The organism is Paenibacillus sp. FSL R7-0163 (assembly GCF_037969975.1).
Lineage (GTDB): Bacteria > Bacillota > Bacilli > Paenibacillales > Paenibacillaceae > Paenibacillus_AQ > Paenibacillus_AQ odorifer.
Genome location: NZ_CP150224.1, coordinates 1,372,584 through 1,389,622 on the forward strand (window position 1 = coordinate 1,372,584; position 17,039 = coordinate 1,389,622).

Annotated in this window: 14 protein-coding genes; 10 read left to right on the top strand and 4 right to left on the bottom strand. The window is 42.4% G+C overall.

Going from position 1 to position 17,039, the window contains the following annotated elements:
- Nucleotides 1-749: 749 nt before the first annotated feature.
- Together NST45_RS05960 and NST45_RS05965 are read left to right on the top strand one after the other, a co-directional pair.
- On the top strand, nt 750-1,910 hold the full coding sequence (locus NST45_RS05960) for a YrpD family protein (RefSeq protein ID WP_076141570.1): 1,161 nt from the start codon (nt 750-752) through the stop codon (nt 1,908-1,910).
- A 60-nt stretch (nt 1,911-1,970) separates the two neighbouring features.
- The gene (locus NST45_RS05965) at nt 1,971-2,414 is read left to right on the top strand and encodes a stalk domain-containing protein (protein ID WP_076141569.1); all 444 of its coding nucleotides are present in this window, start codon (nt 1,971-1,973) and stop codon (nt 2,412-2,414) included.
- A 366-nt stretch (nt 2,415-2,780) separates the two neighbouring features.
- On the opposite strand, the gene NST45_RS05970 is transcribed toward NST45_RS05965, so the two are convergent.
- The 3 genes from NST45_RS05970 to NST45_RS05980 all read right to left on the bottom strand — a co-directional run bounded on the left by NST45_RS05970 (nt 2,781) and on the right by NST45_RS05980 (nt 6,251).
- Entirely contained in the window at nt 2,781-3,635 is an 855-nt protein-coding gene (locus tag NST45_RS05970) for an IS3 family transposase (RefSeq protein WP_339824775.1), read from the bottom strand.
- Nucleotides 3,636-3,655: 20 nt separating this feature from the next.
- Entirely contained in the window at nt 3,656-4,345 is a 690-nt protein-coding gene (locus tag NST45_RS05975) for a helix-turn-helix domain-containing protein (protein ID WP_036683516.1), read from the bottom strand.
- A 163-nt stretch (nt 4,346-4,508) separates the two neighbouring features.
- Nucleotides 4,509-6,251 (bottom strand): ATP-binding cassette domain-containing protein, encoded by a 1,743-nt coding sequence (locus NST45_RS05980; protein ID WP_076141346.1) that lies wholly within the window; start codon nt 6,249-6,251, stop codon nt 4,509-4,511.
- A 386-nt stretch (nt 6,252-6,637) separates the two neighbouring features.
- Between NST45_RS05980 and NST45_RS05985 the strand changes: the two genes are divergently transcribed.
- The 4 genes from NST45_RS05985 to NST45_RS06000 all read left to right on the top strand — a co-directional run bounded on the left by NST45_RS05985 (nt 6,638) and on the right by NST45_RS06000 (nt 9,431).
- Nucleotides 6,638-7,111: a hypothetical protein gene (locus tag NST45_RS05985; RefSeq protein ID WP_076141345.1), complete on the top strand. Its 474-nt coding sequence runs from the start codon at nt 6,638-6,640 to the stop codon at nt 7,109-7,111.
- A gap of 418 nt (nt 7,112-7,529) precedes the next feature.
- Nucleotides 7,530-8,306 carry an RNA ligase family protein gene (locus NST45_RS05990; protein ID WP_076141344.1) on the top strand — a complete coding sequence of 259 codons (777 nt, stop codon included), beginning with the start codon at nt 7,530-7,532 and terminating at the stop codon, nt 8,304-8,306.
- Between the two features lie 38 nt (nt 8,307-8,344).
- Nucleotides 8,345-8,698 (top strand): cyclic-phosphate processing receiver domain-containing protein, encoded by a 354-nt coding sequence (locus NST45_RS05995; protein ID WP_076141343.1) that lies wholly within the window; start codon nt 8,345-8,347, stop codon nt 8,696-8,698.
- 337 nt (nt 8,699-9,035) lie between these two features.
- A complete protein-coding gene (locus NST45_RS06000; RefSeq protein WP_051490895.1) occupies nt 9,036-9,431 on the top strand; it encodes a DUF488 family protein in 396 nt (131 codons plus the stop codon).
- Nucleotides 9,432-9,708: 277 nt separating this feature from the next.
- On the opposite strand, the gene NST45_RS06005 is transcribed toward NST45_RS06000, so the two are convergent.
- Nucleotides 9,709-10,128, bottom strand: a complete 420-nt coding sequence (locus NST45_RS06005) for a hemerythrin domain-containing protein (protein WP_036675981.1) — start codon at nt 10,126-10,128, stop codon at nt 9,709-9,711.
- A gap of 386 nt (nt 10,129-10,514) precedes the next feature.
- Between NST45_RS06005 and NST45_RS06010 the strand changes: the two genes are divergently transcribed.
- The 4 genes from NST45_RS06010 to narI are packed head-to-tail and all read left to right on the top strand — an operon-like array spanning nt 10,515 to nt 16,992.
- The gene (locus tag NST45_RS06010; RefSeq protein ID WP_036675985.1) at nt 10,515-14,189 is read left to right on the top strand and encodes a nitrate reductase subunit alpha; all 3,675 of its coding nucleotides are present in this window, start codon (nt 10,515-10,517) and stop codon (nt 14,187-14,189) included.
- Entirely contained in the window at nt 14,179-15,750 is a 1,572-nt protein-coding gene (gene narH, locus NST45_RS06015; RefSeq protein WP_036675987.1) for a nitrate reductase subunit beta, read from the top strand. The genes NST45_RS06010 and narH overlap by 11 nt, the downstream gene beginning before the upstream one ends.
- Entirely contained in the window at nt 15,743-16,309 is a 567-nt protein-coding gene (narJ, locus tag NST45_RS06020; RefSeq protein WP_036675989.1) for a nitrate reductase molybdenum cofactor assembly chaperone, read from the top strand. Before narH ends, narJ begins: the two co-directional genes overlap by 8 nt.
- Nucleotides 16,306-16,992, top strand: coding sequence for a respiratory nitrate reductase subunit gamma (gene narI / locus NST45_RS06025; RefSeq protein ID WP_036675990.1), 687 nt, complete (start codon nt 16,306-16,308; stop codon nt 16,990-16,992). Before narJ ends, narI begins: the two co-directional genes overlap by 4 nt.
- Nucleotides 16,993-17,039 lie beyond the last annotated feature (47 nt).

Genomic DNA, 17,039 nt, shown 5'->3' on the forward strand with positions numbered 1-17,039 from the left:
AAGCTGCGGATTGAGCATAAGGTTAGTTGAAAGGGTTAGGGGCAGTGCGGGGTAAGGGATTGTGGGTTGCTGGAAGGTGTTTACAGACAGTATATAAAAACCGATAGACTTGTTTTGAATCCGATAAACTTTTTCCATCTCACCCGATAAACCTTTTTGGTTTATTGGGTTTTGTTTTTGTAGGAAAAGAGATGGAGGATTTGTATGGAGTTATCGGATTTGGAGTTTTTTTTAGAAGACTTTTTAGATTGTCAAAACAAGAATTTATCACGTAAGACCGTTAACTCTTATGAACAATTTTTAAAGTTAATTCTTAAAGAATCAGCATGATGTGAATAAGGAGAATTATTTAAAAATCCTGTTGAGAATATCTCACAAATAAAAACTGTAAGAGGATAGAAAAGGGGATATGTTAAGAAGAGTTTAATTGATTATTTAAGCACTGTTTCTTATAGAGGAAGCGAGATTGCGATAAAACCACTTAATGATTCAAAATATCTGCTGAGTTTTCACCCGAAGCAATCTGCAAAGTAGCTCTGATTTCACTGATTTCTTTACGATGAAATTGGGCTTTTATTATATAGCGAATTAAGAAAAAAATTTAGGATTTAATATATTGACTATTAGATAATAATATAGCGAAAATCGCATTATTATAGTCAAAAATACAAAATATTACAAGGAAATATATTCTATTTTATTTATCTGATATGACATACAATTATCTCATTCCAAAAGGAGGTAATTATATGAATTATAGTAAAAAAATATTAACTAGTCTTCTTATTTCAAGTTTTGCGGTTTTCCCTGTTTCAGCTTTTGCTGACGACACATTACCAACTTCAAGTCTGGAGTTGGCAGAGATTAATGTGGTGCATCAAGAGACTCAAAAGGTTGCCGATTATCAACTTGCTGCCGTACTACAAATTGCTAAAAATGCTGTTGAAGAAGAAAGAGATAGTAAAGTAGCTTTTGCAAAAAGTGCTGACCAAACTACTTATGATTACATTACTTTCGATGAACAATATACTTATTTTTATGAAGAGTCGGCTAATGCTGCCCCAGAATTATGGGTAGTAGATAAGACAGATACTAATGTGGAAAGTCTTCTAGCGGGAAATGTTAATGAATTTAATGAGGCTAACAGTATTAACGTCGCTCCTAGAGCTGGATTTATTGGGGATGGTGTAGGCGGTAGAATGAATGTTAATACTACTGGTAGCTATCTTATGGCACTAATGCAACTACCATTAGCGGACAGTAATATAGTGAGTCTGGATAGACCGAATCATATTGCTTTTAACTATGGTGGATTTGAATATACTACGACTGTTACCGATGGTATTGGTTCTTGGGCAGCTGACATGGGTGTGGAACTTTATAATAATTTAGGGCCAAGTGCTACGTCTTATGGATGGAAACCAGTAATAATTCTCAAGAAAAAAAATCGTCCATATGTAAGTGAGACAAATACAGGTTGGGATCAATATCAAAGCGCTACTTTCGATCCTAGCTATAATCAAGTACAAACAAAAAATGGTTATAAACCTGGCACAGCTCCATTAATGTATTTTTGGTACAATTATAATGGAAAAGTAAGAATCAAAATTGATGGAACATCTATTTGTCCAACACTCGGGGGCTATTCTCTTCAAGACACACCAAATATAACAATAATGGAATCAAATGCAAGCTGGAATATTGCCTCAATAAGCAGATGGAAACTGTTATCAACTGTTTGGTCTAAAACTGATACAGGAAAAAATAGAACGACTTTTTCTAATATCAAAGTTGACGGAACACCTATTTCTAGCAGTGCATTATCAGGCCCACTGAACGATCATTCGAATGTCACTGTCAGTGGAAATAATGTAATTACAATTGTTGTAAATAGTGACATTTACAATTAAAATAATGGACAGTAGATACTTTTGTGTCTATTGTCCATTATTATTTAAAGGAGGAATCGTATGAAGGTAGTTTTTAAAGCAATCTTACTTACATCTGTTATTACGTTAATGCTAGGAGGGACTGGCGTAAACGCTTCACGCAGCAAGCCAGTCATTTACATTAATGATGAAAAGTTAGACATTTATGCAAATGTCACTTATCTTGGAACAACTCTTGTCCCTATGCGACCCATTTTTGAAAAGTATGGAATGTCGATTGAATGGGATAATAACACAAAAACTGTGACAGCATCAAAAGATAATAAAGTTATAGTGTTAACAAATAATTCTTATGATGCATTATTAAATGGAGAAAAAGTTGTATTAAATCAAGCACCATCACTTGAACCTACGAGTAATATCTTTTATGTAAATCTGAGATTTATTTCTGAAGCATTGGGGGCAAAAGTGAATTGGGAAAAAACAGAGAATGATGCTAAGATTCACATTGATTTTGCAAAGTAGTTTTTATTTATTATCATAAATATCAAATAATAAATGCCTACCGTTGATATGGAATGGCGTTTATTATTTGCGTTATATTATAAATTTGGTAGTAATTTAAAATGATTAGTTAGAAAATATCTCCTGCTTAAAGAACGTATGCTCGGTATATAATGCATATACAAAAAAAAATATTCTATAAGGGGGATGTTGGCATAGATTTCTAATGATAAGTGAACCACTGTCCGCGGCAAGAGCTATCAACAAATCAATGCAGCAAAAAGACACTGAGAATCTGAAGTGCTCCCTGTCAAGTGGACAGTGTAAAAAACAAAAATAGTTAGTTTAGATACCTCAGTTCGTATTGCCAGAACTGAGGTATCTTCGTTATGCAGCTCGTCGGTATTCGCTAGGTGACAAGCCATCCAAACACTCTGTGTAGCGGTAATTATTGTAGTAGTGAATATATTTGCTAACCTCTGTAAGGACATCATCATAGGTGTCATACTTTGTAAGATAATAGCTTTCTGACTTGTATGTACCCCAAAAACGCTCAATAGGTTGGTTGTCCAAACACCGACTCACACGAGACATGCTTTTCTTAAATCCGTATTTTATATGAAGTCGGTTGTACTCATGAGACGTGTACTGGAAGCCTCTGTCGCTTTGTAAAAGAGGGGATACGCCAGGATTCTTTGCGTAAGCCCTCTTCAACGTATCCATCACGAGTTTATTGTTGTTGGAATGGCTTAATACCCATGAGACAATGGAATTATCATATACATCAATAATAGCGCTCAAATAGGCTTTGCGTCCATTCCCGTACTTCAGTTCAGTCACATCTGTACACCATTTTGAATTAGGAGAATTGGCATCAAAGTTACGGTTCATTACATTTTCAACTACATGGATCTCCGTAGCTTTCACATAACTCGCTCGTTTTCTGCGAATGACTGCTTTAAGCCCAAGAGCACACATAATTCGGTAATAACGCTTTTTGTTGTACTGCTTTTTGAGCTTTCGGTTTAATTGCGTGCGCATTTGACGATAGCCAAGAATCCCTTTTCGCTTGTCATATCGTAGCTTTACTTCTTTCGCTAACGCACGAGTTTCAAGTTCTATGCAAGAGGGTTTCCATTTTAACCACTTGTAATAGGCAGATCGAGCAACCCCAGCTAACGCACACAACTTCGTAATTGCGTGACCTTTTTCTTTGTTCAGTTCTTGAATCGCTTGATACAAGTTTACTTGTCGAACGAGGGTTAGCGTGTATTTCGTCGCTTGATCTCCGCCAACTTTTTTGCGAAGTCATTCTCCATCTCTAGGTATTCATTTCGCGCTTCTAGCTCTTTAATCCGTAGTTTAAGGCGGTCATGCTCATCTAGTTCTTCTACAGGCTTTTTGCGACCGCGATTGTCCTGAAGAGCCTCCTCGCGGCCAACTTGATATTTCCGGACCCATGCGTAAACTTGCTGATAAGATACTCCGTACTTTTCAATCGCTTTCTGATAATCCAATCCATTAGCGATGGTATATTGTGCAATTTCAATGCGTTCTTCGAAAGTTGTTTTACGTCCTTGGTTCATATGAGATAGTCCTTTTCCTGTATGTGTAGGTTTCAATTCTATCTCATTAGTATACTTGGTAATCCATTTTGTCAAAACACTTCTGCTTGAAATATAATGCTTGTTTGTCACCTCTTCAACGGAGCAACGACCAGACAACACTTCGTTAACAGCAGCAAGCTTCAATTCCTTTGGGTATGATTTCCATGTTCTCGATTCCCTCAACCCGTCCAAACCATCTGCTTTATATTTCCTAATCCATTCTCTAACTGTGTGTGAACTAAGACCTAGCTGCTTTGCCTCATAGTTTGGATTTGACTTGTGCTCAAGGCACAGCCCTACGACATGTAATTTTACTTTTAAAGATGTTGGACTTCTATTAGACATTAGAAAAACTCCCATCATTGTAGCAGTAGAAGTTTTTGTTTTTTCTACTGTCTACTATGATGGGAGCTTATCAATCTATTCATCAGTGTCTTTTTTGTGGATACTTTTCCACCAACATTTTATTTCATCGTTCTTGTAATCATTTCATTCAGAAGGTTGGAATTTAAAGTAACTTAATCAGCTCTTCTAGCTCGTCAACCATACCTTTCGCAAGTTCAAAATTATTGTCTTTTAAAGCTAATTCTATTTTCATTTCAACTGCTTTTTTATTTTGTTCATTTTCTAAATAATCTTTATCAAAATGACTGGCATAAATCATCTTTCTGAATTTTCGCATACTCATTTTTCTAATCGTCTTCTCGTCAATGATTAGTACATAATCCATACCATTTACTACGGAATAGAAATCATGAGAAATCATGAGAATCGCACCTTTATAGTCTTCAATGGCTTTCTCCAGTGCGATTTGTGTATAGGTGTCTAAATGGCTTGTCGGTTCATCAAGAAGCAATAAGTTTGCTTTGCTAGCAGAAACTTTTGCCAATTGCAGTATATTTTTTTCGCCACCAGATAAAGATTCTATCTTTTGATTAAGAATTTCTCCTTCAAAGCCATAGTTTGAAAGATGTGCTCTAATCTCGTCATAAGTTGCAAACCCGGCATCGATGAAGTCTTCTAGTATGGTATTAGAATCCTTTAGCACTTCGTCTTGAAGCTGAGAAAGATAAGCCACTTTAATATCAGAATTCATTTTAATTGAATCATGATTATTTTTAAAGATATCTCGGAGTAAAGTCGTTTTCCCGGTACCGTTTGGACCGATAAGGGCTACTTTATCTGTAGGTTTCATCTCAAAGTTAACATTTTCTAAAATCAACTCATCAAAGGAAACACTATAATTATTCACATTTAAAACAGTGATGTCTTCTTCAAATTCATTGTCCACACCAAAACTGATTTTTGGTTGCTTAATATCAACGAATGGCGCTTTAATTTTTCGCGCTTCCAATCTTTCTTGAAACTTAACCCTAGCTTTTAACGCTCTCCCTCTAGATGCTTCTGAATTATAGGTTGCGATCGCTCTAAGATTATCAATAATGTTATCGTATCTCTCTATCTCTTCTTGTTCAGCGACTGCGATTTCTTGTAACTCAATTTTCGTCTGAAGTAATGAGAAGTTATACTCAATATATCGCCCATCGAACTCTTGGATCTCCATATTTTCAAGGTGTATAATTTTGTTAAAACAATGATTCAATAGATAACGGTTATGCGTAACCACTAGCAATATTCCTTTGTGAGCATTAATAAGATTTTTAAGTGCATTTAGGTTTTCAAAATCTAAAAATACATCGGGCTCATCCATAATCATTAAGTCTGGATTAGTCAGCATTTCCTTCATCACTTGAATAAGCTTAAATTCCCCACCACTTAGGTCGGATACCCTAGCATCTTTTAGCTTCAAGAGGTTGGCTAAATTTAGTTTCTTATTAATATTGCTTTCAAAATCATTTCCATCCATTAAATCAAAGGCATCTAGAGCTAATTGATACTTTTCGAGTAATGAATCAATATCTGATGATGTTTCCATTTCAGTGAGGATAGCTGTTATTTCATTTTGTATCTTAATAAATTCTTCTCCTATATATTCAAAAACGGTTGTTTCTTTAGATTTGTCTAGTTGCGAAAACTGACTTACATACCCAATTTTGCAGGTTGGGTCCATCTCTAGCTTGCCTTCGAACAAATATTTTTCTGGATCCATTAGTATATCGATCAGTGTACTTTTACCACTGCCGCTTGTTCCTATAAAAGCGCAATGTTGTGCCTCTTCAAGCGTAAATGAAATGTTTTTATATAGGTCTTTTTGCGGGAATGCGAAGGATAAGTTATCAACTTTTATCATAGTGTTACCTTTCTTAACTAAAAATAGTGACTATTATAAGATGTATTGAAGAGCACAGATTTTGAGTTTACCGTTGATAGAGTAACACTGTTTACAAGCAACTTCAATCATTTCGCATTAAAGGTGTTAAAATCATCTGATAATACAATCTTACAGACTATTAAATTATGGTCATAAAACCTATAAATACCTTATGGCTACAACTCGGAATTTATTGCCTTGGTAGAAGATAAGCTGCGGAAAATATTCCATTTAATGTTATAGTGGATTTAGTAAGAATAAATCCTTTGTTTTTTTTAAGATACGTACATGCTTGAATTTATTAAGGAGAATCATAGCTACAGATGTAAATAACTTAAGTGTAATATTAAAATTATGGAGGGAATATGAAATTTCATTTGAGATATGTAATTCTATCTTTTTGTGTATTCTTCTTTTTGTCAGGATGTAGCTGGAATGCAATCACTGAAAAAGAATTAGATCAATTTATCGAAAATGAAAATTTGGATTATGTTTCTATACAAAAGTTAAACGACGAGGAATATTACATTTTTAGCTTGCCCTATATTTATATTTATCGTAGTGCTTCTGACTATACTAAATCTACGGGTATGATACGAGATGAGATCGTTATTGGTGGTTTGGAGAAAGGTTCAATTGGCCTTGTAATTAATAATACGCAAGTTTTAAAAGATGCTAAAACATTTTCAGTAGTGATTGACAGTAAAACTCGTGAGTATGAATATACAGGTGGAAAATATCTAATTATAAAAGATAGTAGAATTTGGAATCCGACTGCTCAATTAAAAATTATTTTCTCAAATGATAAAAACGAAACAATATTTGAATCAGATTATTAAAGAAGATTTATTAGTTTTTTACAACTATTTTCATGTTCTTATTTTGCTGATTTTCTATTACATGAGTATCACTTGAAAATACATATAAGAACCCTCTTTGCTGCTCCAACATTACCATTAACGGATGATGAAAAGAATGGGTAGAAGATTATGAAAATATTAATTTGTCGTATTAGTGAATGTAACGTATTGAAGGTATAAACCTCATGCGTAAACCACAAAGTGATTTCGTAGATTCTGATGATACCTATCTTCAAAATTAAATTGGTAATCAAATAAGGAGAACTCTTTATGACAATCCCATCAGGAATAACATGTGAACACGTAATCAGTGGTAAAATATTCCTTGATTATCTTTGGTTTATGTTTATAAGAGCAAGAGTCATATAAACTGAATTTGAAAGTGGGAGAATAGTTTATGGATTTAAAGAAAATTAATTCTTTAACAAAGTACCCTAGCATTCTTACATATCATCAACTAGGTGAACGAGGTCGGTTAAATGATGTTTTAACGGAGTCAAGAGGCTTCGCAGAATTAGACGATATTTTTGTTTACGAAAAAGTTGATGGTGAAAATTCAAGGATCATTTTATTAAAAAATGATGTTAATGAAGTTGATTATCTAATTGGTTCCAGAGAAGAATTGTTATATGCAAAAGGAGATAGAATCGGTAATCCTTATGGGAACATTGCGGAATTTCTTAAGCCGTTAGCAGAAAAAGTAATTGCAGATATCTTTCCTAAGGCTGACTGGGCATTAACCGTAATTTATCAGGAATCTTATGGAGGAAAAACTAAAGCATCCAAGAACTATTCTGACAGAAAAACTCAAGGGTATCGTGTATTTGATATGTTCTCCTTGAATAAGGATGAATTATATAGACTTCTTGAGTTATCGCAGGAGAAAATTGCGGTGTGGCGTGATCACGGAAATCAACCATTTTATGATGAAATTGAGAAGAAGAGATTTATTGAAAGCATGGATTTGCAGTCCGCACCACTTCTTGAAACCATAAAGGGTTCCGAGTTTCCAACTTCTCTTGAGAGTACATATTCTTATTTAAAAAGATTCGAGAATACTCAAGTAGGAATCGACGCAACAGGCAAATCAGAAGGAATCATTGTTAGAACAACGGATCGTAAACAAATTAGAAAAATACGGCTTGAAGATTATGAAAGAACGTTTAGAAAGTAATAGAAAAATAAACATTTTGCCAAAAATTGAGGTTCGATATGATAAATGTTTATCTTGATGACTTACGAGACTGTCCAGAAGGATTCACCTTGGCAAGGACATTTGAAGATGCTGTTAAACTATTTGAAAATAATGAAGTGAATATCCTAACTCTTGACCATGATTTAGGTGAAGGCGCCGATGGAATTGAACTAAAGAATGGGTATGATTTCGTAAAATACTTTTGTGAGCATGGTTTAAGGGCGAATAAGATATATCATCATACGGATAATCCTGTAGGAAGAAGGAATATGTACGAGACCTTATTGGCTGCTCAACGTAGAGGTTTTATAAATGAAGATATAGAAATTTACTATTATCCCGTAACCGTTAATAAATATAGTGGAGATTAATAAGAGGATTCTTTATTATGGAATGAAGCTATTAGTACGAAACAATAAAAAAACGGAGTGGAATAATATTATTAGTTCTTTTAGCAACGATGGATATGATAATAGTTCTGACCAGTAAATGCAATTCTGTGAGGCTCTTCTACATGGTTTAGGATTTAATCGGCAATCAACCTGCTTACGGTACCACATTCCCTCCAAGTTACTGTCTTTGGCAGGAAAATTTGTTCCATGGTATATTCAGTGTACTAAGAAATCGCTCTTTTGGAATAGCTGCCGCACGTTCGATACAGCATTGGACAACGGTCCGTTCCAGTATGGATGCCAGGAGGGAGACTACATGTTGGAGAATACCTGCCGCAATTTAGATGAACATCAGTACTCTATATGTCTGAAGCGGATTTATGAGCCGGCGGCTCCGGAGGACGGGTACCGGATACTGGTGGACAGGCTGTGGGCACGCGGAATTACGAAACCGCAGGCGGCATTAGACGAATGGATGAAGGAGATTGCTCCAAGCCCGGAGCTGCGCAAATGGTTTGACCACATGCCGGAGCGTTTTGCGGCATTTAGTGACCGTTATATCCGGGAACTGGAGGAAGATCCGACGCGCGTGAGACTTGCAGCGACAATCCGTGAACGGGTGCTGAAACAGGATGTTACGTTGGTATATGCCGCGAAAGACCCAATACATAATCATGCGAATGTATTATATAAATGGCTGCTTTCCAGATAAAAAGCACACGGATCTCCCCCGAATCGTTAAGGATTTCGAGGGAGGCCCGTGTGCTTTTTTTAATAAATAAAATTAGATGCTGGGTGAATAGATTCATAATTAAATTGTTGTTCAATTGGAGTGCCGGTCCGAAAAACTCATAATGAATTTGCTCTTCTTTCATCCCGAGCCTGGGCAGTTCGCCAATCATCGCTTCCATTGTTGGGCGAATACACGCTGCAAGAATTACTGATTAACAAAGCTGATTTGCGTGCCATCCTGCAAGCTAGAAATGAGGTCACGCCTCCTCAAACAGAAGACGTTCTTCATCCCGGCTATGAATCGCGTTCACAACCAGCAGCGCGTGGAACTGGTGAAGCACCTCCGGAGTGAGGCCTTCTTCCGCAAGCAATGCTTTGACATCTTTTACTATAATCCGCAATAATTCATGATCACGTGTAAGCCCGAGAACTGCGTCTTGCAGGTTAGGATTCTTCCCGGCCATTTCCTGGTAGAACCCGTCTTCCTCCGCGTCAGCATGGCTGATAATCCGCGTCTCCCAGTACTCAATTAGATGTTCGGCGGCCTGATGCGCCACTTCAAATTCCTTCGCTTCCAGCAGTTCTTCCACTTCTTCGGTCTTGGCTACAGCGCCGGAGAGCCCGCCCTGATGAATGGCATGGTGGGCATGCAACTGGCGTAGTGAGGGTCCTGGCATGTTGCTTCATCCTCCCGTTTTTCGAAAATATAAAATCTATATGTTTCATATGATAATGATCATTCTACTTCTCGCTGAAACGGTACCGTCTTCAGAAAAGGACGGTAAAGCCGTTTCCACTTGCCAGTATAGCACACGAATTTGCAGAGGAATTCCCGCTAAGGAATTCCCCGGACCAAAAAGAGGGAAGTCCCTAATGGCATCCTCTGCCCGGGAAGTAAACGGCAGGAACACAGCTTTTCTCCTCAGTGGGAAAGGCTATTTGCTTTTTATTCAGATCGAGGGAATTCCCGAGGTTCAATAGGTGTTTCCCTAATGGGAAGCACGGCCGGGTAGATCCATAATGGTATTAATTGAATAAATTTTGAAGGGAGTGTTCTGGATCGATGAAGAAGAAATTCGGACTTAACTTTTTTAAACCGGTTGAAAGCTATTCCGGAAACTGGTCCATTCTTGAAGAGAAAAATAGAGATTGGGAGAATATGTACCGCCAGCGCTGGTCTCACGATAAAGTAGTGCGTACCACTCACGGAGTCAACTGTACAGGCTCCTGCAGCTGGAAGGTGTTTGTGAAGAACGGAATCATTACTTGGGAAAATCAGCAGATCGATTATCCTTCCTGCGGACCGGATATGCCGGAGTTTGAACCGCGCGGTTGTCCCCGCGGAGCTACCTTCTCGTGGTACGAATATAGTCCATTGCGCGTGAAATACCCGTATATCAGAGGGAAACTGTGGCGGCTGTGGCAAACGGCGTTGAAGGAGCATGACAATTACATCGATGCCTGGGCCAGTATTGTTGAAGACCCCGAGAAGGCTAGCCAGTACAAAAAGGCGCGCGGTAAAGGTGGACATATACGTGTAGCCTGGGACGACGCGCTGCGGCTGATCTCGGCCCAGCTGATCTACACGATCCGGAAATACGGTCCCGACCGCATCGCCGGCTTCACACCGATTCCGGCCATGTCCATGGTCAGCTACGCATCGGGGGCGCGATTCATATCACTACTAGGCGGTCAAATGCTCAGTTTCTATGACTGGTATGCTGATCTTCCTCCGGCTTCCCCGCAAATTTGGGGCGAGCAGACGGATGTTCCAGAATCTTCGGATTGGTACAACGCCGGTTACCTGATGATGTGGGGCTCTAACGTACCGCTAACTCGGACGCCGGATGCCCACTTTATGACTGAAGTACGCTATAAGGGAACCAAAGTCGTGTCGGTGGCACCGGATCTCGCAGAGAACGTCAAATTCGCCGACAACTGGCTGGCCCCGAATCCAGGGTCGGACGCTGCGCTTGCCCAGGCCATGACGCATGTCATCCTGCAAGAGTTCTACCAGGAACGCCAGGAGCCGATGTTCCTGAATTATGCGAAGCAATATACAGATATGCCTTTCCTGATTCTGCTTGACCCTCATGAGGATGCCCTTAAAGGCGGACGTTTCTTGCGGGCGAGTGATCTTGGAGATAACTCCCAGCACTCAGACTGGAAACCGGTAATCTTTGACGAGGTGGCTGGTGAGATGATGGTTCCGAACGGTACCATGGGGCAGCGCTGGGAGGAAGGAAAGAAATGGAATCTGATCCTCGAGCGGGAAGACGGCAGTAAAGTAGAACCCGCCTTGACCATCGAAGGCCACGGAGAAGAGTGGACGGAAATCGTGTTCCCGTACTTCGATAATGCCGGCAACGGCACCTTCAGACGGGTGATTCCGGCCCGCAAAATACGGCTTGCCGACGGTGCAGAACGTTATGCCGCCACAGTCTATGATCTGATGATGAGCCAGTATGGCGTCGCACGTACAGAAAGTCCGCTTAACGCAAAGGGATATGAGGATCAATCCTCTTATTACACCCCGGCATGGCAAGAGAAGATTACGACGGTAAAGGCGAGTGTCGTAGTTCAGATTGCCCGCGAATTTGCCCAGAATGCGATTGATACGGGTGGACGCTCTATGATCATCATGGGCGCAGGGATTAATCACTGGTTCAACAGCGATACCATCTATCGTTCCATTCTGAATCTAGTGGTGCTGACCGCTTCCCAAGGTGTTAACGGCGGCGGCTGGGCGCATTATGTTGGTCAGGAGAAATGCCGTCCGATTGAAGGCTGGTCAACGGTTGCTTTTGCCAAGGACTGGCAGGGTCCGGCACGTCAGCAGAACGCGACTTCGTTCTTCTATTTCGCAACAGAGCAATGGCGTTATGAGGAGAGCGGCACTGATTCACTGAAATCGCCGACTGGAGGGGATGTAGCTTACCAACATCCGGCTGACTATAACGTATTGGCTGCCCGTCTCGGATGGCTGCCATCCTTCCCGCAATTCAACAAGAACAGTCTTCTGTTCGCCGAGGAAGCCGCACAGCAAGGCAAGAAGACTAACAGCGAGATTATCAGTCACACCGTGGAAGAGATTAAATCACGGAAAACACGGTTTGCCGTGGAAGATCCCGGCGCACCGGAGAACTTTCCCCGTTCATTATTTATCTGGCGCTCGAACCTGATTTCAAGCTCTGCCAAAGGGCAGGAATACTTCATGAAGCATTTGCTCGGAGCTTCCGACGGTCTGCTGGCCGAGCCGAATGAAGAACAGAAACCGGAAGAGATTATCTGGCGTGAGGATGTCGAAGGTAAGCTCGATCTGATGGTTGCCCTGGATTTCCGGATGACGACAACACCCCTCTATGCAGATATCGTGCTGCCGGCCGCAACCTGGTATGAGAAAACAGATCTGTCGTCGACTGACATGCATCCGTTTGTTCATCCGTTCAATCCGGCAGTTAACCCGCTGTGGGAATCCCGGTCGGATTGGGATATTTACCGCCAGCTGGCTGAGGTATTCTCCGAAATGGCAAAATCGCATCTGCCTGGCGTTTATAAGGATGTTGTGATGTCACCGCTCGGCCATGATTCGGTAAGCGAGATCTCACAGCCGATGGGTCTTGTCAAAGACTGGACCAAAGGCGAAGTTCCGGCTATCCCGGGCAAAACAATGCCGAACTTTACTATTGTAGAGCGTGATTATACTAAAATTCATGACAAATACATTTCACTCGGACCTAACCTCGCAATCGGCAAAGCAGGCGCGCACGGCATCAGCTTCTCTGTCGCCGAAGAATATGAGGAATTGAAGAAGCTCAGCGGTGTTTATTTCGATGAAACGATTAAAAACGGACTGCCGAAGCTGCAGACTGCCCGCCAGGCCGCAGATACGATTCTTCACCTGTCTTCGGCTACCAACGGGCGCGTGTCCCAGAAGGCTTACGCTGCAGCGGAGAAGGATTCAGGAGTAGAGCTGCGAGATATCTCGGCGGACCGGGCCGCAGAAAAGATTACGTTCCAGAGCATCACCGCACAGCCGCGGGAAGTCATTCCGACACCGGTATTCAGCGGGTCGAACAAGCAGGGACGGCGCTATTCACCGTTCACCACGAACATTGAACGTCTCGTTCCGTTCCGGACGCTGACCGGAAGACAGCATTTCTACATTGACCATGAAATCTTCCAGCAGTTCGGCGAAGCGCTGCCGGTTTACAAGCCAACGTTGCCTCCGATGGTCTTCGGGCCGCGTGACAAGGAAGTGAAGGGTGGACAGGATTCTCTGGTTCTGAGATATCTGACACCGCACGGGAAATGGAATATCCATTCGACCTATCAGGATAACCAGCACATGCTGACGTTGTTCCGGGGCGGTCCAACCGTGTGGATCAATAATGAGGATGCTGCGGCACATCACATTGAGGATAATGACTGGCTCGAAGTCTACAACCGTAACGGTGTCGTAACTGCACGCGCGGTTGTCAGTCACCGGATGCCGAGAGGCACCATGTTTATGTACCATGCCCAGGACAAGCACATTCAAGTACCGGGCTCTGAAATTACGGATACGCGCGGCGGAAGCCACAATGCGCCTACCCGGATTCATCTGAAGCCTACCCAGATGGTCGGCGGATACGCACAGCTCAGCTACGGTTTTAACTACTATGGTCCGATCGGCAACCAGCGTGATGTCTACGTAGCCGTCCGCAAAATGAAGGAGGTCAACTGGCTTGAAAATTAAAGCGCAAGTTGCAATGGTAATGAATCTGGATAAATGCATCGGCTGCCACACCTGCAGCGTGACCTGCAAGACGACCTGGACGAACCGTAAAGGTGCGGAATATATGTGGTTCAATAACGTGGAAACGAAACCGGGGATTGGTTATCCGAAACGCTGGGAAGACCAGGAGCTCTACAAGGGCGGCTGGCAGCTGCGCAAGGGGAAGCTGGAGCTGAAATCCGGCAATAAGCTGTCCAAGATTGCGCTCGGCAAAATCTTCTACAACCCCGACATGCCGGAGATGAAGGATTATTATGAACCGTGGACTTACAATTATGAGCATCTGACGAATGCAGGAGAGCAAAAGCATTCCCCGGTGGCGCGGGCTCATTCTGCTGTAACAGGCGAGAAGATGGATCTGGAATGGGGGCCTAACTGGGAGGATGATCTGGCGGGAGCGCATGTAACCGGCCCGCTTGACCCGAATATCCAGAAGATCGAGGAAGAAATTAAATTCAACTTCGAGAAATCGTTTATGATCTATCTGCCGCGCCTCTGTGAACACTGCCTCAACCCAAGCTGTGTCGCCTCCTGCCCTTCAGGTGCGATGTACAAACGGGATGAAGACGGGATTGTTCTGGTCGACCAGGAAGCCTGCCGAGGCTGGAGATATTGCATGACTGGCTGTCCGTATAAAAAAGTGTATTTCAACTGGCAGACCAACAAAGCGGAGAAGTGCACCTTCTGTTTCCCGCGTGTGGAAGCAGGACTGCCTACGGTATGCTCCGAGACCTGTACAGGCCGAATCCGCTATCTCGGGGTTCTGCTGTATGATGCCGACAAGGTTCTTGATGCCGCATCCACCCCGGACGAGAAAGATTTGTACAAAGCACAATGTGATCTGTTCATGAATCCGCATGATCCGGAAGTCATTGCCCAGGCGAGAAAAGATGGTATCTCTGAGGATTGGCTGGAGGCAGCCCAGAACTCACCGGTCTATAAGCTGGCGATTGAGCACAAGCTTGCCTTCCCGCTTCACCCGGAATACCGCACACTGCCTATGGTGTGGTATGTGCCGCCGCTTAGCCCGATCATGAATTATTTTGAAGGTAAAGATTCGCTGAAGAATCCCGATATGATTTTCCCGGCTATCGAAGAGATGCGCACACCGATCCAGTATCTGGCGAACATGCTGACCGCAGGCGATACGGAGACCGTCAAAGAAGCCCTGCAGCGGATGGCCATGATGCGTTCCTACATGCGCGCTAAATCCTCAGGCCAAGGGTTTGACGCTAGCCGTCTTGAACGTGTCGGTATGACAGCACAGCAGACAGAGGAAATGTACCGGCTGCTCGCGATTGCCAAATATGAAGACCGTTTCGTGATCCCAACCTCCCACAAGGAGCAGCACATGAACCCTTACCGTGCCCAGGGCTCGACCGGTTTCGGAAACGGGATGGGCGATATGGGCTCCGGCTCCGGTTGTGACGGCTGCGGACCTGCCAGCTCTGCCGGCGACACGATGAAGACCGGCAAGGAAATGTATGAAGAGAATTTCTACGGGGGGATTTGGCGTGATTGATCTGATCAAACTGCATGATTACAAGGAATCCTTCGGTTATTTCGCCCTGCAGCTCATGTACCCGGAGAAGCTGGACTTTCATCCGGCTTTTCTGGAAGAGGCGTTTGACAGCACTCATCCGGGTTATGCCCATGTGCATACCTATTGGAAGCAAATGCAGAGCTTCAGTCTGGATGAGATTCAGGAGAGTTATGCCGCTACATTTGATTTTCAGAAGGACTGCGCCTTGTATATGACCTATTTCAAATTTGAGGAGGCCAAGGAACGGGGGCAAATGCTCGCCAAGTTGAAGCTTCTGTACGAAATGTTCGGTCTGGAAATGCCGGAGGAAGAACTACCTGATTATTTGCCGCTTATGTGTGAATTTCTATATGCCGCGCAGTGGTTGGAAGTCCCGGGAGCGCCGGAGAATTTCCGGATGCTGATAGCGATTCTTGAGGATGGTACGTATCATCTGCTCAAGGCTCTGGAACGAAATGAAAGTCCCTATTTCCATCTGGTTAAGGGATTGCGCGAAACATTAAAAGCTTGTGCTGAACAGGAGGCCCTGAGTCAATGAATATGCTGGGTCAGTTTTTATGGGTCATTTTTCCCTACATGTGTATGGTGATCTTTATCGGCGGACATATTTTTCGTTATCGTAAGGATCAGTTTAACTGGACGGCCAAATCAAGTGAGTTTATTGAAAAGAAACAACTGAAATTCGGCAGCATTCTGTTCCACCTCGGAATTATGCCGGTTATCCTGGGCCATATTGGCGGGCTCGCTGTTCCGAAATCATGGCTGGAATCCATCGGCGTAAGTGATCATCTTTACCATATCGGCGCGGTATACATCGGGGGCATCTTCGGTGCAGCCACACTGCTCGGGATGCTGATTCTGACTTCGCGGCGCTTTACGCTTAAGAATGTCCGCCGTCTCAGCAGTGCATCGGACCTGATAGTCAACTCACTCCTCCTGTTTATCGTGTTTATGGGGATGTACTCTACCATTGTAACGAATGCCGTACAACCTGAGTTTGACTACCGCGATACGATTTCTGTCTGGTTCCGCGGCCTGTTCATGTTCCGTCCGGACCCGTCACTGATGAGTGATGTGCCGTTTTCCTTCAAGCTTCACATCTTGTCGGGGTTTGCCATCTTTGCCTTTTGGCCGTTCACCCGGTTGGTCCATGTATGGAGTGTTCCGTTGAATTATATAGGCAGAAGTTATATCCTATACAGAAGAAATAAATCGAATTAACGGAAAGAGTTGCGTGGACTTCTTTTCCTGTTCTAATCGAGGAGAGA